A 20420-nucleotide genomic window follows, 5' to 3' on the forward strand; every position below is an offset into this window, starting at 1 on the left:
CTCCTCGTTCAGTTATCTTCCTTCAGCCATCTTGCGACATCTTTCGCAAAGTAAGTCATGATCAAATCAGCACCCGCACGTTTCATGCCGATCATTTTTTCCATAACAATTGCTTTCTCATCGATCCAGCCGTTCAAAGCTGCAGCTTTTACCATGCTGTATTCGCCGCTGACATTGTATGCAACGATCGGAGCATTGAATTGATTACGCACATCACGGATGATATCCAAGTAAGCAAGAGCTGGTTTCACGATAAGGAAGTCTGCATTTTCTTCAATATCAGATGTTGCTTCGCGCAGTGCTTCTCTTCTGTTTGAAGGATCCATTTGATACGTTTTGCGGTCCCCGAATTGCGGCGCGCCTTCAGCTGCTTCGCGGAATGGACCGTAAAAAGCAGAGGCGTATTTGACAGAATAAGCCATAATCGGAATGTTCGTAAAGCCGGCTTCATCCAGTCCCTTGCGGATGGCTTGTACATAGCCGTCCATCATATTAGAAGGGGCAATGATATCAGCTCCTGCTTTTGCCTGGCTCACTGCAGTATCTACTAAATAGCCTAATGATTCATCATTATCGATTATTCCGTCATGCACGATGCCGCAGTGTCCATGGGATGTATATTCGCAAAGGCAAGTATCAGCAATCAAAAGGAGCTCAGGGACTTCCTGTTTAGTCTGGCTGATTGCACGCTGTACGATGCCGTGGTCATGGAAAGCACCAGTTCCGACTTCATCTTTTTCAGCAGGTATACCGAAAAACAGCACCGATTTGATGCCTAATTCGCTTACTTCCTTCATTTCAGCTGATAAATTATCTAAAGACAGCTGGAATACACCTGGCATGGAGGAAACCTCATTACGTACATTTTCGCCCTCAACAACGAAAACTGGGTAAATCAAGTCATCCACTGTTACTTCTGTTTCTCTTACTAATGCCCGCATGTTTGCTGATGTACGCAAACGGTGGTGGCGTTTGAATTCTGCCATTGTCATTCACCTGTCCTTTGTTCATAGTAATGTAATAACGCATCGATCATTGCTTCTGCCGTGTACTGAGCAGGCAGCAAAATATTCCGGAAGCCATGCCGCTTGGCAGCTTCCTCTGTTGTCGGTCCAATGACGAGACAAGGTTTATCCAACTGATCCTTTTCCACTTCAGGCTGGGAAATAAAAGAAAGAAAGGCCTCGATCGACGATGGACTTGTAAACGTCAATACTTCCGGTTTGTCCTTTTGCAGGACCATATTCAGAAGCTCTTGGTTACATCTCTCTTCTACCGTATCATAGACGACCATTTTCTCGAAGTCATAGCCATTCTGTCTCAATCCGTTTGCTAATGCCGGCCTTGATAAATTCCCTTGTATAAGCAGTATCCGGCTAGAAGGATCATATATTGCGCTGAAAGTTTCCGCTAAGCAATCTGCGGTATAAGCAGCCGGCACTAAATCTGCCTTCCTGCCAAGCACTCTTTCTACAGCCTCAGCAGTCTTTTGTCCGACTGCAGCAATATGGCAAAGCTTCCAGTTCTCCATATTGGAATACTTGCTCACCAGTGCATGGAAGTGCTCTACTCCATTCATGCTGGAGAAGAACAGCCAGTCAAAGCGATCAGCTTGCTGGCTAAGCATTTGATTTTCTGTATTTGTCCTCGTTCGAAATGTCAGTAAAGGCACCATAATTGGTCTTGCGCCTGCTTGATCCAGCTGTTCAGCTAATCGGACAGCCTGCTGCTTCGGGCGCGTTACGAGCACCTTCACGGCCGGCAGCCGGCTCAATTGGATTCCGACTCCTGAATCGCTTTGGTGATGATGTCCTGCGCGCCTTGTTCCTGCATCCTTTCAGCGGCAAGCTTACCGACTTCCTGTGGATCAGCTCCACGCACTTCTTCTTTGAATACTTGTTTCCCGTCAGCAGAAGCTATCAAAGCTGTCAAGACAACATCGTCTTCTTCCATATGGGCTACTCCGGCAATCGGTACTTGGCAGCTTCCGTTCATCAAATAAAGGAAAGTACGTTCAGCAGCTACCGTCTGCTGTGTGTAAGAATCGTTGATCTTCGCCAAAAGCTCAATCAATTCCATATCTGTATCACGGCACTCGATGGCAAGTGCGCCTTGGCCGATAGCTGGCAGGCAAAGGTCTGTTTCAAGGAATTCAGTAACGATGTCATCACTCCATCCCATCCGCTTCAAACCAGCAGCAGCTAGAACAATCGCATCAAAATCTTCGTTTTCAAGCTTTTTCAGGCGCGTGTCGATGTTTCCGCGTATTGGTTTGATTTCGATATCCGGTCGAATCGCAAGAATCTGTGATGCGCGACGCAGGCTGCTTGTTCCGACAATCGCTCCCTCCGGCAATTCTCTCAAGGAAACGTTATTCTTTGAAATAAATGCATCCCGGTAGTCCTCCCGAACTGGAACACTTGCAATCGTCAGACCGACAGGAAGCTCGGATGGCATATCCTTCATGCTATGTACGGCCATATCGATTTCCTCATCATACATAGCTTGCTCTATTTCCTTGACGAACAACCCTTTTCCTCCAACCTTTGAAAGTGTAACGTCCAGGATTTTGTCTCCCTTTGTTTCGATTTTCTTGATTTCGAATTCATATGGCGCTCCAGCTTGTTTCAATTGCTCGATAACCCACTTTGTCTGTGTGAGTGCCAAATTACTTTTTCTTGAACCAACGATAATTTTTCGCATTGCTCTCCTCCTAAGGAACTTCGGATTTACCCAGTAAAATGAAATGATGAATACGTGCTAAGCAAGAAGAAATTGATGATGAGGATCAGAAAGGCTGCAATAGTATACATTGCCAGCCCTTTCCCCCTGACACCTCTTGCCAAACGCAGGAACAGATAAATTGCATAGACGGCAAGCACCGTCAGCGAACCGATTGTTTTCCAATCATACCAATAGAAGACGGCTGTTGTCGTATAAGCCCATACAATCCCCATCACAATGGATAGCAATAATAAAGGCGTCCCGATTGTGATGGAAGTGAAGATATATGTTTCTAGCTTGCCCAAGTCACCAAGCCTTGTCCACCATCTATATCCTTTTTTCCGCTTCAGAAGCTGGAATTGAAATAAGTACATAACAGCGAAGACAAAGGACAGGGTGAAAAATCCATACGCCAGAATAGCCAGCGTAATATGTGCGATCAGCACTTCATCCATAAAAGGAATCGTCTGCGTCCATTGCCGCTCATAAGCTGAGCTTGCAATATATAATAACATCATAAAAAAGCCGACCACATTCAAGAAGAAGGTGAGAAAATCGACTTTGTAGATGCGGTTGATGAATAAGGAAAGCGACACGAGGACCCATGCATAGAAGTATAACCCTTCATAAACGTCCTTTACCGGCAACCCGGCATGCGCAATCATTTCCTGCAATAAAAAAAGGCTCTGGAAGAACCATACCAAAGTAAGCAAACGGAAGGCGAAAACATTCGCCTTCCGATTCTTTTGTATAAAATCGATAAAATAGCTGAAAATGCTGGCTGCATATAGAAGTAAAATGATTTCATAAAGATAAGCGGGTACCTGCATCTATAAGCCCTTCTTTTTATCTGGTTGTGGAAGCACTTGGTACAGACTGAAGCTTATGTGACTCTGTGCGCTCCAGTTTGATAAGATTATTCTGTTTATCCAGCACCGCTTTTTCGATTCCAAAGATCTCTGCGAACTGCTGAATCAGTTCTTCGCTGTTCTCGCGGCCGGCAAGCTCTTTTGCCTGCGTAATCGGCTGTTTGAGCAGCTGATTGATGATACTTTTCGTGTGCTTGTTCAGCACTCGCATATCACGTTCGCTAAGGTCAGGCAGCTTCCGTTCCAAACTCTTCATAGTCTCAGCCTGGATAGATGCTGCTTTACGGCGAAGCTCAGAGATGACTGGCACAACACCTAATGTCTGCAGCCATACTTTGAAGTCAACGATGCCGCCTTCGATCATGATTTCGATTTTCTCAACCGCTTCCTGACGTGCAGCCAGGTTTGCATCGACAACATCCTGCAAGTCATCGATATCATATAAGAACGTGCTTTCCAATTCATCCACGTCTGGATTAATATCACGCGGTACAGCAATATCGACTAAGAATAATGGCTGGCCTTTGCGTTCCTTGTGAACGGCTTGAAGCATTTCCTTATCGAGTACATATCCTGGTGCACCTGTAGAGCTGATGACAATATCTGCATCATGCAAAGCACTGTCCAGTTCATCCCAACCAGCTGCTTTGCCATTGAACAAAGCTGCCAGCTGTTCTGCCTTTTCTTTCGTCCGATTGACTACCGTAACATCTTTGACGCCTGAACCGTGCAAATTCTTTGCTGCCAGTTCCCCCATTTTACCAGCGCCTAGGATGACGATTCGTTTAGAAGAGATATCACCGAAGATCTTCTTGGACAACTCAACCGCTGCATAGCTGACAGAGACAGCATTTTCTCCGATTCCTGTCTCTGTATGCGCACGTTTCGCTACGGTAACAGCCTGTTTGAACAATTCATTATAAATCGTTCCGGATGTATGCAGCTCCTGTGCTTTTTGGAAAGCCCTTTTCAGCTGACCAAGGATCTGAGTTTCCCCTACAACCATGGAGTCCAGTCCGCTCGCTACCTTGAACAGATGCTCCACAGCTCTTTCGTCCTCGTGAAATGTAAGATAAGATGCAATCTCGTCTTTTTCGATGCCGAACCATTCAGACAAGAATTTCTTTATATAATAGCGGCCAGTATGCATCTGGTCGACCACTGCATAGATCTCCGTGCGGTTGCATGTCGAAACAATGACGTTCTCGAGCATGCTTTTCTGGTTGGAGAGTGCTTGCATCGCTAAGCCAAGCTCTTCTTCCTTGAAACTTAGTTTTTCTCTTATTTCAATCGGGGCTGTGCGATAATTGATTCCAGCAACTAACATGTACATTCCCTTTTTCCCCCTTGAAAACCTGTCGCTCTTACTAGTATAACACTATGGTATTTCTGTCCTATTCAAATTTGTGAACAGAATCGTAAACAATTGTGTTAGGATAGAGTGTGTGTTTATTTGAATGTTTGTGAATGATTTCATAAGTACATATAACAAGTTAACACAGCTAGTCATGATAATCAACGATTTAATCTTATTTAATAATAATTATTATGTGGAGAGATGTTATGACGAAGAAAAATGCTTTTGCGGGATTCCTTTTACTAGGGATCGGAGCTTATTTCCTGTTACGCCAGTTACGAGTACCCTTGTTTGTCGACTTTTATTCGTGGCCGACTTTATTGATCATCATTGGCGCCGCACTATTATTGCATGCTTATCTTACGAAAGATCATAAAAACTTATTCGCCGGATACTTTATTCTAGGATTGGGTATTCATTTCCATGGACTGAGGCACTACAGCTTCTGGACCGATAGTTGGGGAGCTTATCCCTTCTTAGCCGGCGCTGCTTTGTTCATTGCGGCACTTAAAACGAAAAAAGGTTATGTATTGGCAATCTTGCTGCTTGCTCTTGGCGTATTTGCCATAGCAGCACCTCAGCAGCCTGCCTGGTTTGGATGGCTCGATAGGACAGCAGGCTTTATAAGTAATTATTGGCCGGTTCTGCTCATCCTCGCTGGTGCTTATCTTCTTTTCCGAAAAAAATAACCGTACAAGCCTAGGCTTGTACGGTTATTTTTCATAGGAATTGTTTCAATACTCCCCATGCTTCCTCTTTTCCTTCACCTGTTTCAGAGGAAAATGGAAGGATGATATCTTCTTGTAACAGCTGCAATTTATCTGCAGCCCGCTTGATATGCTGTACACGTTTCCCTTTCGGAATCTTATCCAGCTTCGTTGCAACTACAACAACCGGCAATTCATAATGCTTCAAGAAATCATACATCGTTACGTCATCCTTCGTCGGTTCATGCCGAATATCGACAAGCAGTACAACCGCCTTCAGGTTTTCACGCTCCGTGAAGTATTCCTCCAGCATTTTGCCCCAAGCATTACGTTCCTTCTTCGAGACCTTGGCATAGCCATAGCCTGGCACATCCACGAAATGGAAGCGATCATTGATTTTATAAAAATTCAATGTCTGCGTCTTCCCCGGCTTCTGGGATGTGCGGACCAAGTTCTTCCGGTTGATCATCTTATTGATAAAAGATGATTTTCCTACATTCGAGCGGCCAGCTAAAGCAATCTCCGGCATATGTGTCTCCGGATATTGCTTTTTCGATACCGCGCTGATTACTATTTCTGCTTCAGTTACTTTCATGTTTATCTTCCACCAATGCGTATTTTAATACCTCATCAAGATGGCTGACTTTAATAAACGTCATGTCTTGCTTGATTGTATCCGGTATCTCTTCCAAATCCCTGTCATTATCAGCTGGGAAGAGGATTGTTGTAATACCTGCCCGGTGAGCACTCAAGCTCTTCTCCTTCAGTCCGCCGATCGGCAGGACACGTCCGCGAAGGGTGATTTCACCTGTCATCCCGACTTCCTTCCGTACCGGTCTGCCAGTCAGTGCACTCGTCAAGGCAGTGGCGATCGTAATACCAGCAGATGGACCATCCTTCGGTGTTGCTCCTTCCGGCACATGGATATGGATATCATAGTGCTCATGGAACGATGGATCAACGCCGAGTTCTTCGGCATTGGAACGGATATAGCTGAATGCAGCCTGAGCTGATTCCTTCATAACATCACCTAGCTTCCCGGTAAGGGTCAGTTTCCCTTTACCTGGAGACAAGGAGACTTCTATTGATAATGTATCTCCGCCAGCAGTCGTATAAGCAAGACCTGTCGCTGCGCCAACTTGATTCTCCTCTTCCATTAAACCATACCGGAACCGTGGACGTCCAAGCAATTCTTCCACTTTCTTCGCGCTTACTGTCACCCGTTTCTTATCTTCGGAAACAATGATACGAGCAACTTTACGGCAAACTGCTGCCAGCTGCCGCTCCAAACCGCGTACCCCAGCTTCTCTTGTATAACGACGGACGATATGTTCCAGTGCTTCATCCTTCACGAGAATGTTGCCTTTTTTCAGGCCATTTTCTTTGATCTGCTTCGGCAGCAGATGTTCTTTGGCAATATGCAGCTTTTCCACTTCTGTATAACCAGCAATGCTGATGATCTCCATCCGGTCTAGAAGCGGTCCTGGGATTGACCCTAAGTTATTCGCTGTTGCAATGAACATGACATTGGAAAGATCGTACGTCTCTTCGATGAAATGATCACTGAATGAGCTGTTTTGTTCCGGATCAAGCACTTCGAGCATAGCTGATGATGGATCGCCTCGGAAGTCATTGGACATCTTATCGATTTCATCAAGAAGAAAGATTGGATTCGTCGTTCCAGCCCGGCGCATACCTTGCATAATTCGTCCTGGCATCGCGCCGACATATGTCCGGCGATGTCCCCGGATTTCCGCTTCATCTCGCACGCCGCCCAATGAAATACGGACAAATTTCCGATTGATTGCTTTAGCAATGCTTGTAGCCAAGGATGTCTTCCCGACCCCTGGAGGCCCAGCAAGGCACAGAATCGGACCTTTCAAGGAATTAGTCAGTTTTTGAACGGCCAAATATTCCAATATCCGTTCCTTCACTTTATCCAGGCCGTAATGATCTTCGTTAAGTGTCTCTTCAGCATGAGGAATATCCAGATTATCTTCTGTCTGCTTCTTCCAAGGCAAAGCAATCAGCCATTCCAAATAATTGCGAATAACAGAGCTTTCTGCAGAGCTCTGCGGTACACGCTCATAGCGGCGCAATTCCTTTTCAGCGACTTCCTTCATATGATCTGTCATATCGGAGGCTTCGATATCAGCCCGGAACTGCTCAATCTCTCCGGACTTGCCATCGCGATCACCAAGCTCCTTCTGGATCGCCTTCATTTGCTCGCGCAAATAATATTCTTTTTGTGTCTTCTCGACTGATTGTTTGACGCGTAGACCGATTTTCTTCTCAAGATCCAGCACTTCCCGCTCATTCGTAATGATCGTGATGATATGACGCAGACGTTCTTTCACATCTTGCATCTCAAGAATCTCCTGCTTGTCATCCAATCGCAGTGTCAGATGAGAGGTTATCATGTCTGCCATGCGTCCCGGTTCCGTAATATCCGTCAAGGTAGCAAACGTCTCTTGACCAATTTTCTTTGAAACCTTTATGTATTGCTCAAACTGCTCCAAAAGCGCACGCATCAATGCTTCTTCCTCATTTTTCGTACCATGCATGTCTGGTCTTTCTTTGATTTCAACCATGAACTGCTTGTCATCCTCCAGGAAGCGGATGATTTCAGCACGGTATAATCCTTCTACCAATACACGCATCGTCCCATTCGGAAGCTTCATCATCTGATTGACTTTTGCTACCGTACCTATATGATGGATTTCCTCTTCTGTAGGTTCATCCAAATCCACTTCTTTTTGCGCAGCCAAAAAGATTGTTTCTCCTTCAAGCATCGCTCGTTCCAATGCATGAACGGATTTTTCCCTGCCTACATCCAAATGTAGAACCATCGTCGGAAAAATTAGCAAACCCCTTAAGGGTAAAAGAGGCGTTACCAGTGTCTTCTCTTTTTCCATCGTGACACCTCCAAATGTCTGTCTTCTTCAGTTCTTCTTAAAGTATATACACATCCACAGTACTGTACCCATACTTTGTGAAAATCAAGAAAAAAATCCCTTGCCACCAACTGTAACAAGGGATTTGCTGTACATGATCATCTGCTTGTCAGATAAAGATTATGCACTCTCTTTCGGAGATTGCTGATTCTCATCTGTTACGGTACCATCATGCAGTACAAACTTCGGACGGCCATTCTCAAGCAGTACTGTATCTTTTGTTATGATGCATTGCTTGATATCATCACGGGATGGAAGCTCATACATAACGTCAAGCATGATACCTTCCATGATGGAGCGCAGACCCCGTGCACCAGTTTTACGTTCGATAGCCAATTTGGCAATCTCACTAAGTGCATCTTCCTCGATAACCAATTCAACCTGGTCCATCTGGAAGAGCTTCTGATATTGTTTCACCAATGCATTTTTAGGTTTAGTCAAAATTTCAACCAAAGCTTCCTCATCAAGCGGCTCCAGGCTGCCGATAACAGGCAGACGGCCGATGAATTCTGGAATCAAACCGAATTTCAATAGATCCTCCGGCAATACTTTGGAAAGATACTCGCCTTTATCGAGTGTTTGGTTGCCTTCATTAGCACCAAAACCGATAACCTTGTTGCCAAGACGGCGTTTGATGATTTGCTCGATTCCATCGAAGGCACCACCACAGATGAATAGGACGTTTGTCGTATCAATCTGGATGAATTCTTGATGCGGATGCTTACGGCCGCCTTGTGGCGGAACGCTTGCCACCGTACCTTCCAGGATTTTAAGAAGTGCCTGCTGCACACCTTCACCGGAAACATCACGAGTGATGGATGGGTTTTCGGATTTACGTGCTACTTTATCGATCTCATCGATGTAAATGATACCTTTTTCAGCTTTTTCAACATCGTAGTCAGCAGCTTGAATCAATTTAAGCAAGATGTTCTCTACATCTTCCCCAACGTAACCTGCTTCTGTTAAAGAAGTTGCATCCGCAATCGCAAATGGTACGTTCAGGATACGCGCCAATGTTTGAGCTAGTAATGTCTTACCACTACCAGTCGGTCCGATCATGGCAATATTACTCTTAGACAATTCCACATCATCTGAGCTCTTACCGGAATTGATACGCTTGTAGTGGTTGTAAACCGCTACAGCAAGATTTTTCTTCGCTTTATCCTGTCCGATGACGTAATCGTTTAGGATATCGCGGATTTCCTGTGGCTTCGGAATTTCTTTGAACTCAACTTCTTCTTCGTTTCCAAGTTCCTCTTCCACGATTTCAGTGCACAAATCGATGCACTCATCACATATATAGACGCCTGGTCCGGCTACTAATTTACGTACTTGGTCTTGGCTTTTGCCGCAGAAGGAGCATTTAAGCTGCCCTTTTTCTTCATTAAATTTAAACATCATTTCACCCCTCGAATGTAATATCTATATATGATATCTCGAAAGATCAAACACATTCTGGATGCGCCCAGCCTTCCTTTAGCCAATCATATCAGATAACAGCAGTATTAAAAAGCAAAACACTTTTTCCAACAGTATTAGCTAAATGAACGCAGGTAAACCCTGCAAAGGAAGATTTCTCTCCAAATCAATTTGGCAAATTCTGCATACGCGAAAAAAGAGGTACGTTTTATTATGGAGTTTTTTTTGTAAAAGTCAAATCATATGTATGTAGTATATGTAAACGAAAATGCCGTTCATGCACGTAATTCCACAGAAGGGTTAACAATACCTTCTGAAAATACGTTTTATTTTTAGAAAAACAAGGCACAGTGATTGCTGCCTTGTTTTTCTATTATGTCTTATGCAGTTTTGCTGTTGTCTACCAATACATCGATAGCTTTTTGGAACTTCAGATCATCTTTGATAGCGTCTGTGTTGCCGCCAAGCATTTGAGTCAATTGCTCTTTGTCTGTTTGGTACATTTCAGCCATTTTTTCAAGCTCAGCGTTAACGTCTTCGTCTGTTACTTCAACGTTTTCAGCTTGCGCGATCGCTTCAAGTGTCAAGTTCGTTTTCACACGTTTGCCAGCATCTTCTTTCATTTGCTCGCGAAGTGCAGCTTCGTCCTGACCGGAGAACTGAGAGTACATTTCAAGAGTCATGCCTTGCATTTGAAGGCGTTGTTCGAATTCACGAACCATGCGATCCAGCTCTGTATCTACCATTGCATCTGGAACGTCAACTTTCGCGTTATCAGTAGCAAGGTTGATCAGCTGCTCACGTTTGTTGTTTTCCGCTGCATTTGTTTTTTCTTCTTGTAGACGGTTTTTCGTTTTTTCACGAAGCGCATCCAAAGATTCTACTTCTTCGTCTACGTCTTTTGCGAATTCATCATCAAGCTCAGGAAGTTCCTTTGCTTTGATTTCATGGATTTTCACTTTGAAGACTGCTTCTTTACCAGCAAGCTCCGCAGCATGATATTCTTCAGGGAATGTCACGTTGATATCGGACTCACTGCCGGATTCTTTACCTACTAGCTGTTCTTCGAATCCAGGGATGAAGCTGCCAGAACCGATTTCCAAGGAATGGTTTTCTGCTTTGCCGCCTTCGAATGCTTCGCCATCAACGAAACCTTCAAAATCGATAACGACTGTGTCGCCTTCTGCTGCAGTTCCTTCTTCTTTGACAACCAATTCAGCTTGTCTGTTGCGAAGTGCATCGATTTCTTTTTCAACATCTTCGTCAGTTACAGTAGTATCTTCTGCTTCTACTTCAAGACCTTTGTAGTCGCCAAGCTCTACTTCTGGTTTAACAGTTACAGTAGCTTTGAAGATAAGCTCTTTGCCTTGTTCGATCTGCTCAAGATCTACATCCGGCTGTGCAACAGGCTCGATGCCAGTTTCTTCAACAGCGTTCATGTAAGCACCTGGAAGAACGATATCAATCGCATCTTGGTACAAAGATTCTACACCGAAGCGTTGTTCGAAGATTTTACGTGGTACTCTTCCTTTACGGAAACCTGGTACCTGAACTTGTTTAACTACTTTTTGAAACGCTTGATCAAGCGCTGCGTCCAATTCCTCAGGAGATAGGGTGATTGTTAAAATACCCTCGTTCTTGCCTTCTGTTCTTTCGAATTTTGCTGACATAATATTCCCTCCAACATCTATCGTTTGTTACATGTTAATCGTTCTCAATTCTAGCATAATATAAGTTATTAACTAGTACTGGTTTACAACCATCTTATTATAACATATTCATAGTCGCTTTCAACACTAACGATACGAACTCTGTCATTCCTCGGCGACAGTCAGATATTTCGCTTCCAATGTAATGATCTCTTCCATCATGGAAGCGATTCTCTGTGCTTCCTTTTCGGTAACAGCGGGCTGATCGATTTGCAGATAACTGCTTGCCAGCTTCTGAAGCGCAGCAGCCAGAACAGCACCGTCTTCTTCTGATGGAACCATTGGATATCGTACATACATATAACGTTGCAATAGCTTATACACCAGGTCGTAAAGTGATGGATTCTGCTGCTCAAGAAGATGCAAATGCTGCAGTACCTGTTCCATCCCTTCCGATTTATCGACCGTTGCCAGCTTTTCCGGGACAACTGTCATCGTTTCTTTCATCTTATGTATCGTGACTGGGAATTCGATTTCCTGCTTGACTAGCCACTCCAGTACGGCAGTCTGTACAACTGGATCTGATTCCTCATCAAGCAGGAATGCTTCCATCTTCTGTACATGCGGACTGACATCAAACGAATGGCATTTCTGGATGAGCTGCCATTGAAGGGCAGCATCCTGGTCTTTGCGTGCTTTTTCGAAATTATGTATAAGCTGATCTGCAGTCGTTTGATTCTTATCTTCTGCCATTTTACGGCTTACCTTCTGCAGCTGGTCAAACGATGTCTTAAGCGGTGCCGGTATTTTCTCTGTTGCATACACCTCGTCCAGCAGCTCCACTACTTCGTCGTAGCGCCCAAGCTGGAACAGCAGTGTCAAATGAATATGTAAGTATTGCAGGTAATCCTTATCCCTGGCAGCCAGCAGCTGCAAGGACATCTCTTCCGCCTCTTCATGTCTGCCCAGCTCCATTAAACATATCAGGCGCCCAGTCAGAATTTCCGGCTGACGGTAACCATAATCGAGAAGCTGTTCAAACTTCCCAATTGCATCGGTATAATTCTTCTCCTGCAGCTCCTTCATCCCTTCCCGCTCCAGCCGCGTCTTCAGACCCGGGAACAGGACAACATTATTCTCTTTATCCATCGGCAACATCCTCATTAGATTTTCAGTTAGAGACCCAATAACAGCTATACCCTTAAATGTAACAAAGAAAACGCAGATTGCAACTTAAAAATGGCAAAAAGCTGTGAATCCGTGCATCCACAGCCTCTTAATACTATTCCCTACTTTTCTTGGGGATCCTCAGACCGAGGTCTTCTGAAGGGTATAACATTGTCCATGCGGAGAGGTGTAGCATCGTCTTCCTCTACTTCATCGAGAAAATCAAACAACCGCTGCTGCATATCACCCAGCTCAGAGGCCGTACCACTTTCATCACCTTCCTGGTCATAGATATTACGCTTGATCTGAAGGTAAAATTCCTTCAAGGGCTTATCTGTATATTGACTCAGAAGCCGATCAGATAATGTATATTCCTGCTGCAGTTCCAGGTCATAGATGCGGACCATGAAGTATTTCCCGAAAGGAACGGATCCAATAAACCGATAACGTTTCGTCTCATCTAAATACATAGGCCACCTCCAACAAAAGTGTAGCATGTATCGACTCCCATATGCATATTTTCTCCATAATATACAGAAAACTTACATTTAATTAACTATTATAATCGAGGTGACTGCCTAGAAGGAGCGGCTCTGTTCGTCCGCTGTACCTGTAACAAGAACCCCTCTTCCGGGATAAGATTCCACATGATTACCACGCAGGTATGCACCAGTTATAGGTGACTGCTCATCACCTTTCAGCCTTATCGCTGAGGCATAATTTCCGCCGCCGCAGATGGTGTTCTGTATGACCAGGAAATTCTTGATAGGGTTGCTGCGCCCAGTAGGACGGTTCTTGCTGTCCGTGTCATTTCTGCCGTCTACATGATTTGGATGAATAGCAATCCCACCACCACATGATTCTATTCGATTATTGTAAAGAACAACATTCCGCCATGAATAAGCACGGACAGCCCATTGGAGCGTTTCCTTCATTACATTGTCTGTCACGAAAATACGTTCATGCCATCTGTCTGCTGTTGCAGAGTGTGATCCAATAGCCCTTCCCCAGCTTCCTTTTGTCTCAGACGGCCCAAAACTATTGTGATGAACCCAAATATCCTGACATGTTGTGTGGTCGAACACAGATCCTCCCCACGGGAAAACCCTGCGTGCTTTAGCTAAATCAAGCTGAATTGCTTCACTGTATGTGCGCTTTCCCCCACGGTCATCATAGCCGAGGAACTGACAATGGCGCACTTCGATATTACGTACAGCATTCAATTCGATTGCATGCCCTCCGCCATGTTCCACCAGCCGCAGCTGTTCGATAATCACATTCTCCGCATGCGCCAGCACAAAGCTAGTGCCTCCACGGTAGGCTGGGTAGTTTGCATCCCACGTTCCGCCTCGAATGATCAGATTGCCATTGCCGCTATAAGAACGCATTCGATTCCGCCTGCGTAAATTTAGCAGCATCGGTCCATGATGCTTTTTTCGGAATATAGAATTATCATCCGCCTCAAAGAACGTGTTTGGCTTGAGACGTAAAGGACGTCGCAGTGTGTAAAGTCCTGGCGGAAAGACAATATGTATGCCCTTCTTTCGATCAGCCAAGTTCAACAGCTGCTGAATACCTTTTGCATCATCATGTCTTCCATCCGCTCTGACCAGCGGGTGATCGGTTGCTACTACTGTATAAGCTGACTTTAACAATTCATCTAAATGATTGCTTGTTCGGCTTATGTCTCGAAGCTTTTCTGCCAGTTGACTGAAAACAGCTGGTAACTTTTGTTCCTTATCCATCCTGCCGCCTCCATTTCGTGAGTATTTTATCCATTAACCGAATTGGAAACGGCTTAATCATATGGAGAGCAACTTTATGGCAAGACCGCAAATGAACGAACAGGAAATCCTGACGCTTTTCCTGCTTTCGGAACGATATTAAAGATGAACGCACCTTTTTCTGGCAGCTGATCCAAGTTCGTCAGCAGCTCCACTTGATAGGAATCCTGTTCCAGCACATAATATTCACCAAGCAACGCACCGTTTTTCTGAAAATCGACTGCTGCATCCGTATCAAATGTCTCATGTCCTACCGCTTTGATATTACGTTCTTCATACAGGAATTTCAGACTATCCAGTGACCAGCCAGGGGAATGACTGTTTCCCTGTTCATCTTTATTATCCATCTGTTGCTGATTTGGCCAGCGCTTGCTCCAGTCCGTGCGTAAAGCAACAAACGTGCCAGGCTCAATCTTGCCATATTCTGATTCAAACGTCAGAATATCATCCACAGACAGTGAATAGTCATGATTTGCAGCAGCTTCTTTGGATTTATCAATTACAACAAGCGGTAATACCAATTCTTTCAGATCGAGTTCTTCTAAATATCGTGTATCCCGCACAAAGTGGATCGGTGCATCCAGATGCGTACCGTATTGTCCCGGAAAAGTAAAGCTCTGGGCGAAGAAGCCATCTTCATGGGAGAATAGTGTTTCGAACATTGCAGAATTGAATGCCGAGAAATGCGGAGACTCAGGACCAAATGTATGCGTCAGATCCACCCACTTCTTTTCTCTTAATACTTCCAACGCTTTACTCAATTCGTTTGACATAAACTCTCACCTCATATAATTAGTTTAAGAGAACACAAAAAACCTCTCCTAAATAAGAAGAGGTTTGCTACATTATGTAGTCCGATTCTTATCTAGTCTGGAATTAGCACAGTACATATAGTCTGTTGCTGAAGCTTCATTGGGCCAGTCCCTCCGCCTCTCTTGATAAGAGAATATTCTGTTAACTAATACTATATAGTAAAACCGCTTAACAGTTCAAGAAAATTAACTATAGCTAGTTATATATTTGGCGACTGCTATCATTGCTCGAGCCCACTATCCTCTTTGATGTTCATAACAATAGACATTCCCGCTAAATCGATTGTGATTAGCCTTACAGAAGGACTCTACCTTTTTAGAGACTGCGACATTACAGATGTAACATTTGGCATTGGTAGACTGTACAGCAGATGTCTCTTTATGTTTCTTCTGTTTCAACGCTTCAATATGCTCTTTTCTAATATTAGGATCCTTTATGTTCTTTTCACTTAATATACTGTGCATACGTGAAATATCTTCATCAGAGAATATAGGAGAATTGCTCTGTACTCTTAAAACATTCATTTTTCTGTTTATGTACTCCGATAATTCCGTATCATAAACGATGAGATCATTCGATTGAACTTTTCTCAGTTCTTCATTCACTTTAAACGTACATCTTCTAGTAAATGAGACAATGGAAACAATATTCGTGTCCTCTTCTAGTGATAGAATCGATTTTAGTGCTTGGACATGTCCATAATTTTGATGAAAAGGATTCATCATCGGAAACTTTCCATTCACACTCCACTTTTCTCTATTTCGATCACCATATATTGTTCCGGCGTAATTTTTTGTTTCAACTACAAATATCGCCCTAGAGGTAAAAATGAAGTGATCAATTTGTGAATATCCTGATTTAGCACGAGAATTAAGGATTAATACGTCACTTAAATAACGGCTGTCCTTAGGAAGCTGATCAAGCTGTATATTGATTTTGTACTCTCCAAGTTCGCCAATTCTGGTTGAATTTATTTTAGGTTTCTTTGCTTTTGATTCTGTTTTAGGTTTTTCCGATTTTACATTTGATTTCTGTGACTTAGATTTTTTACCAAACAACTTTTGAAACAGTTTAATCAGCCTCTTTTCAATTACCACATTCAAATCTGCAGTTGTAAAAAATATAATATAATAGGATAACCTTACCATAGTTTAAATGTAATAATATGTATTAAATTAGATAAATAAAAAAGGAACACCTTATAATAAGGTTATTCCCTTTTTCACAATTCATGTTAACCCATATAAACACTGTCACACGTCCCAGCCTGCGGCTCATAAAAACAATGGTCTTTAAATTGACCCGCAAAAGGCTGACCGTACCATGTCGGAGGGCATGGTGCATACGGGTTAAAATACCAAAGCGCGTACGCAGCAGGCTGTTGTCTCCAGGATTTCAGATTCCTTTCTGCCAATCTTCTTTCCTGCTCACGTGCTCGCTGGTAAAACACATTTCCTTTCTGAACAGCCTCAAATGAGTAATTCCCGCCTTGTATTTGGAAAATAACATCGTTAATCGATCTTACATCTGCAAAATCCAAACAATCAGCTACAGCACGATTTACAATGACATTCCCTACAAACAGCATTCCCAGCTGCCCTTCCCCTTCGGCTTCTGCACGCATCATTCTAGCCATCAAATCAATGTCCGAACTATTGTATTGTACTCTCGCCATGTTATCACCCCACATACAGCGTATGAAAAAGACCCGCTTTCATGTCATTGTATTAGAGGAGGGCTTAGTCATATGTGTGGAAAATTCATTTTTTCTCCCATTCCACACCAGTGTTTTCTATAGGACCAGATAAAATCAATTATGTTCTGCTGCAAAATAGGCTTCCAGCCACGTATCAGCCATCAGTCTATTACCGGCGTCCGTCATATGCACACCGTCTGTTGTCAAATCCGTTTGCGCCGTTTGCAAAAAGGCGGTATGAGTCGGGACGAGTCTCGCGCCATACTTTGCAGCCAATTCCCTTACAATTTCTACATAAGGAATCAACATTTGATTTCCTTTTGATTCATTATTTTCCTCGATAATGGTCGGCTCCATAAGGTAGAGCTCCGCACCAGTATGTTTTGTTTCAGCCAGGATCTTATCGAAGACTTCTCTGAATTCATCCGGATAAACCTGCTCCATTTGAGGCTGATCCAGCTGTCTCCATACGTCATTGATTCCAATTGAAACAGAAATTAAGTCAGGCTTTAATGAGAGCACATCTTCCTCCCATCTTGCCGCCAAATCGGTAACTCGGTTGCCTCCTACTCCTCTATTGGCGATTTCAACCTCTTTTTTCTGCTTCAGTTCATCCTGAATCATTTTTACATAACCATCGCCAATGTCTTGAGGATCCTCGAACCTTCCGCATTCGGTTATACTGTCTCCGATAAAAACCCATTTTTGACTCATCTAGAAACCTCCTTTTTAATTACCAGCCTGCTTACCTGTTTTTTATCCAGTCAGTCGGGCTGCATCCTTTACTTTTCTTAAAAATTTGACTGAAATATTGCGGATTATTTCCATATCCTAATTGCTCTGCAAGTTCGAAAACTTTGATATCCTTCTGACTACCCATAATTTCTACTGCTTTATCAATTTTGCTTTTCATTACATAAGCAGAAAATTTCTCTCCTACTTCTTTCTTGAATAATTTCCCCAGGTAATCTGTGTTCATATATAAGACTTCATTGGCTATCCATTGTAAAGATAGATCAGGGTTTTCAATATTCTCTCTTATGCTGGCAATTATTTTATTTACGACGGCAGAATAGCTGGTAGATTTTTCTGCGTGGCTGCCAGTCATTTTTTCCTTATTCTCTTCCGCCAGTTCTTGGACGACTTCTTCTAAAGCTTCATGGATATCTTCTTCGCTAGATGGCTTCAGCAGGTAATGTTTCACACCAAATCGCATCGCTTTTTGAGCATATTCAAATTCGTTATAACCGGAAAGCAGTATCCATTTGATCAAAGGAGAGATTATTCTCCCTTGTTCGATCAGTCCCATTCCATCCAGACCAGGCATGGTGATATCGGTAATCACGATGTCTGGAGTCTTTTCTTTAATAAAGTCCAACGCTTCCAATCCATTTCTGGCGGTACCATGTAAGACAGTTCCCTGCTGTTCCCATTCTACAATAGAAGATATTCCTTCCAGAAGCATCGGCTCATCATCTACCAGCAGAACTTTGAACACTATCACTTCCTCCTTCATAAGGGATCTTCAGCAAGATTTTCGTTCCCGCGTCTGGTTCACTCAGCACTTGAATTCCGTATAGCGGACCAAACAAGATCTTTAGTCGATTATCTATATTTCTGATGCCCAAGCCAGTACCTTTTGGCCGGTAATGCCCGCTTACTAGTTTATTAATGAGTTCCTTTTCCATTCCAGGTCCGTCATCTGTTACGGAAATAAACGTATTTTCCCCTTCCTGCATTGCTTCAATTGTTATCGTACAAACACCAATAACCTCCTGCAAGCCATATCTTATTGCATTTTCAACCAAAGGCTGAAGACTGAATTTAGGTACCTTGCAAGAGAGAAGATAGTCAGGAATATCGGTGTGAAAACGCAGACGTTCCTGGAAACGATACGATTGAATCGTGATATAGTGATTCACAATCTCCAGTTCATCAGCAAGCGGAATGAGAGCTTCTTTCGTTTCCAATGACGAGCGTAAAATAAAGCCAAGTGACGTTGCCATACGTGACGTCTCCTGATGTTTACCTAGTCTTGCCGACCAATTGATCGATTCCAATGTGTTATATAAAAAGTGAGGATTAATTTGTGCCTGGAGTGTTTTGAATTCCGCATCTTTGATCACGAGCTGCTTCTTATAATTTTCTTCAATCAATGAATGGATCTGGTTCATCATTTTATTGAAGTTTTCATGCATCTGACCTGCTTCATCCTTTGAGAACCTGACGTGACTCTCCACCTTAAAGTCCTCGACCTCCCCTTTTTGCACTCTTTTCATCTTTCTATTCAATGCCTCGATCGGATTGATAATTCCTTTAATGAAGCGAATGCCAAGGAACAGCAGCATCACAAATAACAGGAGATAGATCGTTAATACTGTACTTTTCACTAACGTTACTGCATGGAATAATTGATTGTAGGGAGAGGCTATCATATACGTCCAGTTTGTATAAGCAGCTGAAGAATACGTCACAAAATATCTATCAGCATCATAATTCACTACCTGATATCCATCGCTGCCTTGCACACTGGCCATTAAAAAAGTATCCTTCTTCGTCGTTTCCTGCGGGAAGATAATTTTTCCATCTGAATCGGAGATCAGCAGCTTCATCTCTTTGTCATCCAGACTTCTCTCAAAAGAAGAGACAATATCCTGCATATCAAATCGCACAACGATCATGCCCAGTCTCTCGAACGAAAGATCTGGATAAGCATTTACTTCCCGTGCCACGACAAACGATTTGTCGTGTCTATCAGGCGCAAACCATTCAGCCCCTCCATCCTTTTGATTCGTCCCTTGTTTATATTGAAGCAGCCGTTCATTCCCGATTGTAATGACACGGTTTCCTGCACTATAGCCTCGATCCGTCGTATCGTACAGCTGAATCGAATCTATCGAGTCTTCGAAGGCACCTAAGTCAACGAGCCTCTTTTTAATCGTGACTCCGATTAGATATGCCTCATAATCATCGTCCGTTTCTTTTAGGTTGTAGAGATAAGACTGCAGGTAAGGATCAGTAGATAATCTGTATGAAAACCCTTTCATTTTTTCGATCTCGTTTTCGATCAAAGCAGACGATACCTTCAATGACTGCGCAGACTGACGATGGATCTCATCGTTGTATGTAACAAGGGCATATTGCAGGAGGACCAATCCACCTATACTAAAAGAAATAAGAATGAGAGAGAGTAAGCAAACTAGTTTATATTTCATCTTCAGATTGGAAAATAAGCTTTTGAGTTTTTTCATGCTGCCACTCCCTCTCATACATCCAAGCTA

At 43.3% G+C, this 20420-nt stretch carries 19 protein-coding genes and 1 riboswitch; of the genes, 1 reads left to right on the forward strand and 18 read right to left on the reverse strand.

The features are described from left to right. Positions 1-8: 8 nt before the first annotated feature. From hemB to hemA, 5 genes are read right to left on the reverse strand one after another with little or no spacing between them, the layout of a single operon-like run. Positions 9-992, reverse strand: coding sequence for a porphobilinogen synthase (gene hemB, locus ACH6C1_RS10520; protein ID WP_374076863.1), 984 nt, complete (start codon positions 990-992; stop codon positions 9-11). Then, a complete protein-coding gene (locus ACH6C1_RS10525; protein WP_374076865.1) occupies positions 989-1774 on the reverse strand; it encodes a uroporphyrinogen-III synthase in 786 nt (261 codons plus the stop codon). Before ACH6C1_RS10525 ends, hemB begins: the two co-directional genes overlap by 4 nt. Next, positions 1771-2703, reverse strand: coding sequence for a hydroxymethylbilane synthase (hemC, locus tag ACH6C1_RS10530; RefSeq protein WP_095222351.1), 933 nt, complete (start codon positions 2701-2703; stop codon positions 1771-1773). Before hemC ends, ACH6C1_RS10525 begins: the two co-directional genes overlap by 4 nt. Before the next feature lie 26 nt (positions 2704-2729). Then, positions 2730-3554: a cytochrome C assembly family protein gene (locus ACH6C1_RS10535; protein ID WP_374076868.1), complete on the reverse strand. Its 825-nt coding sequence runs from the start codon at positions 3552-3554 to the stop codon at positions 2730-2732. Positions 3555-3570: 16 nt separating this feature from the next. Beyond that, positions 3571-4926, reverse strand: a complete 1356-nt coding sequence (gene hemA, locus ACH6C1_RS10540) for a glutamyl-tRNA reductase (RefSeq protein ID WP_095222349.1) — start codon at positions 4924-4926, stop codon at positions 3571-3573. A gap of 230 nt (positions 4927-5156) precedes the next feature. Here hemA and ACH6C1_RS10545 point away from each other — a divergent pair, with 230 nt between their 5' ends. Then, positions 5157-5639 carry a LiaI-LiaF-like domain-containing protein gene (locus ACH6C1_RS10545; protein ID WP_374076870.1) on the forward strand — a complete coding sequence of 161 codons (483 nt, stop codon included), beginning with the start codon at positions 5157-5159 and terminating at the stop codon, positions 5637-5639. Between the two features lie 31 nt (positions 5640-5670). Here the strand turns inward: ACH6C1_RS10545 and yihA are convergent, their stop codons facing one another. The 13 genes from yihA to ACH6C1_RS10610 all read right to left on the reverse strand — a co-directional run bounded on the left by yihA (position 5671) and on the right by ACH6C1_RS10610 (position 20390). After that, a complete protein-coding gene (yihA, locus tag ACH6C1_RS10550) occupies positions 5671-6252 on the reverse strand; it encodes a ribosome biogenesis GTP-binding protein YihA/YsxC (RefSeq protein ID WP_095222347.1) in 582 nt (193 codons plus the stop codon). Then, positions 6239-8572, reverse strand: coding sequence for an endopeptidase La (gene lon, locus ACH6C1_RS10555; protein WP_095222346.1), 2334 nt, complete (start codon positions 8570-8572; stop codon positions 6239-6241). The genes yihA and lon overlap by 14 nt, the downstream gene beginning before the upstream one ends. Before the next feature lie 159 nt (positions 8573-8731). Beyond that, positions 8732-10009 carry an ATP-dependent protease ATP-binding subunit ClpX gene (gene clpX, locus ACH6C1_RS10560; RefSeq protein ID WP_095222345.1) on the reverse strand — a complete coding sequence of 426 codons (1278 nt, stop codon included), beginning with the start codon at positions 10007-10009 and terminating at the stop codon, positions 8732-8734. Between the two features lie 401 nt (positions 10010-10410). Beyond that, on the reverse strand, positions 10411-11700 hold the full coding sequence (gene tig / locus ACH6C1_RS10565) for a trigger factor (protein ID WP_366247292.1): 1290 nt from the start codon (positions 11698-11700) through the stop codon (positions 10411-10413). Positions 11701-11844: 144 nt separating this feature from the next. Beyond that, positions 11845-12828: a tetratricopeptide repeat protein gene (locus ACH6C1_RS10570; protein WP_374076874.1), complete on the reverse strand. Its 984-nt coding sequence runs from the start codon at positions 12826-12828 to the stop codon at positions 11845-11847. 140 nt (positions 12829-12968) lie between these two features. Beyond that, positions 12969-13316, reverse strand: coding sequence for a hypothetical protein (locus ACH6C1_RS10575; RefSeq protein WP_374076876.1), 348 nt, complete (start codon positions 13314-13316; stop codon positions 12969-12971). 108 nt (positions 13317-13424) lie between these two features. Next, the gene (locus ACH6C1_RS10580) at positions 13425-14591 is read right to left on the reverse strand and encodes a glycosyl hydrolase family 28-related protein (protein WP_374076878.1); all 1167 of its coding nucleotides are present in this window, start codon (positions 14589-14591) and stop codon (positions 13425-13427) included. Positions 14592-14665: 74 nt separating this feature from the next. Further along, entirely contained in the window at positions 14666-15403 is a 738-nt protein-coding gene (locus tag ACH6C1_RS10585) for a cyclase family protein (protein WP_374076880.1), read from the reverse strand. 85 nt (positions 15404-15488) lie between these two features. Next, a riboswitch (SAM riboswitch) is annotated at positions 15489-15575 on the reverse strand. Between the two features lie 104 nt (positions 15576-15679). Then, positions 15680-16540: a nuclease-related domain-containing protein gene (locus tag ACH6C1_RS10590; protein ID WP_374076885.1), complete on the reverse strand. Its 861-nt coding sequence runs from the start codon at positions 16538-16540 to the stop codon at positions 15680-15682. A gap of 137 nt (positions 16541-16677) precedes the next feature. Beyond that, positions 16678-17118 carry a cell wall hydrolase gene (locus ACH6C1_RS10595; protein WP_374076887.1) on the reverse strand — a complete coding sequence of 147 codons (441 nt, stop codon included), beginning with the start codon at positions 17116-17118 and terminating at the stop codon, positions 16678-16680. Between the two features lie 135 nt (positions 17119-17253). Continuing rightward, a complete protein-coding gene (locus ACH6C1_RS10600) occupies positions 17254-17853 on the reverse strand; it encodes an SGNH/GDSL hydrolase family protein (protein WP_374076889.1) in 600 nt (199 codons plus the stop codon). Between the two features lie 31 nt (positions 17854-17884). Continuing rightward, positions 17885-18637 (reverse strand): response regulator transcription factor, encoded by a 753-nt coding sequence (locus ACH6C1_RS10605; RefSeq protein ID WP_374076891.1) that lies wholly within the window; start codon positions 18635-18637, stop codon positions 17885-17887. Next, a complete protein-coding gene (locus tag ACH6C1_RS10610) occupies positions 18612-20390 on the reverse strand; it encodes a cache domain-containing sensor histidine kinase (RefSeq protein ID WP_374076893.1) in 1779 nt (592 codons plus the stop codon). Before ACH6C1_RS10610 ends, ACH6C1_RS10605 begins: the two co-directional genes overlap by 26 nt. Positions 20391-20420: the final 30 nt, after the last annotated feature.

Source organism: Terribacillus sp. JSM ZJ617 (genome assembly GCF_044383785.1).
Taxonomy (GTDB): Bacteria; Bacillota; Bacilli; order Bacillales; family Amphibacillaceae; genus Terribacillus.

Coding starts and splice junctions, on each gene's coding strand:
- hemB (WP_374076863.1), bottom strand. CDS start 992: ATGACAATGGCAGAATTCAAACGCCACCACCGTTTGCGTACATCAGCA.
- hemC (WP_095222351.1), bottom strand. CDS start 2,703: ATGCGAAAAATTATCGTTGGTTCAAGAAAAAGTAATTTGGCACTCACA.
- ACH6C1_RS10535 (WP_374076868.1), bottom strand. CDS start 3,554: ATGCAGGTACCCGCTTATCTTTATGAAATCATTTTACTTCTATATGCA.
- hemA (WP_095222349.1), bottom strand. CDS start 4,926: ATGTACATGTTAGTTGCTGGAATCAATTATCGCACAGCCCCGATTGAA.
- ACH6C1_RS10545 (WP_374076870.1), top strand. CDS start 5,157: ATGACGAAGAAAAATGCTTTTGCGGGATTCCTTTTACTAGGGATCGGA.
- yihA (WP_095222347.1), bottom strand. CDS start 6,252: ATGAAAGTAACTGAAGCAGAAATAGTAATCAGCGCGGTATCGAAAAAG.
- lon (WP_095222346.1), bottom strand. CDS start 8,572: ATGGAAAAAGAGAAGACACTGGTAACGCCTCTTTTACCCTTAAGGGGT.
- clpX (WP_095222345.1), bottom strand. CDS start 10,009: ATGTTTAAATTTAATGAAGAAAAAGGGCAGCTTAAATGCTCCTTCTGC.
- tig (WP_366247292.1), bottom strand. CDS start 11,700: ATGTCAGCAAAATTCGAAAGAACAGAAGGCAAGAACGAGGGTATTTTA.
- ACH6C1_RS10570 (WP_374076874.1), bottom strand. CDS start 12,828: ATGGATAAAGAGAATAATGTTGTCCTGTTCCCGGGTCTGAAGACGCGG.
- ACH6C1_RS10575 (WP_374076876.1), bottom strand. CDS start 13,316: ATGTATTTAGATGAGACGAAACGTTATCGGTTTATTGGATCCGTTCCT.
- ACH6C1_RS10580 (WP_374076878.1), bottom strand. CDS start 14,591: ATGGATAAGGAACAAAAGTTACCAGCTGTTTTCAGTCAACTGGCAGAA.
- ACH6C1_RS10585 (WP_374076880.1), bottom strand. CDS start 15,403: ATGTCAAACGAATTGAGTAAAGCGTTGGAAGTATTAAGAGAAAAGAAG.
- ACH6C1_RS10595 (WP_374076887.1), bottom strand. CDS start 17,118: ATGGCGAGAGTACAATACAATAGTTCGGACATTGATTTGATGGCTAGA.
- ACH6C1_RS10600 (WP_374076889.1), bottom strand. CDS start 17,853: ATGAGTCAAAAATGGGTTTTTATCGGAGACAGTATAACCGAATGCGGA.
- ACH6C1_RS10610 (WP_374076893.1), bottom strand. CDS start 20,390: ATGAAAAAACTCAAAAGCTTATTTTCCAATCTGAAGATGAAATATAAA.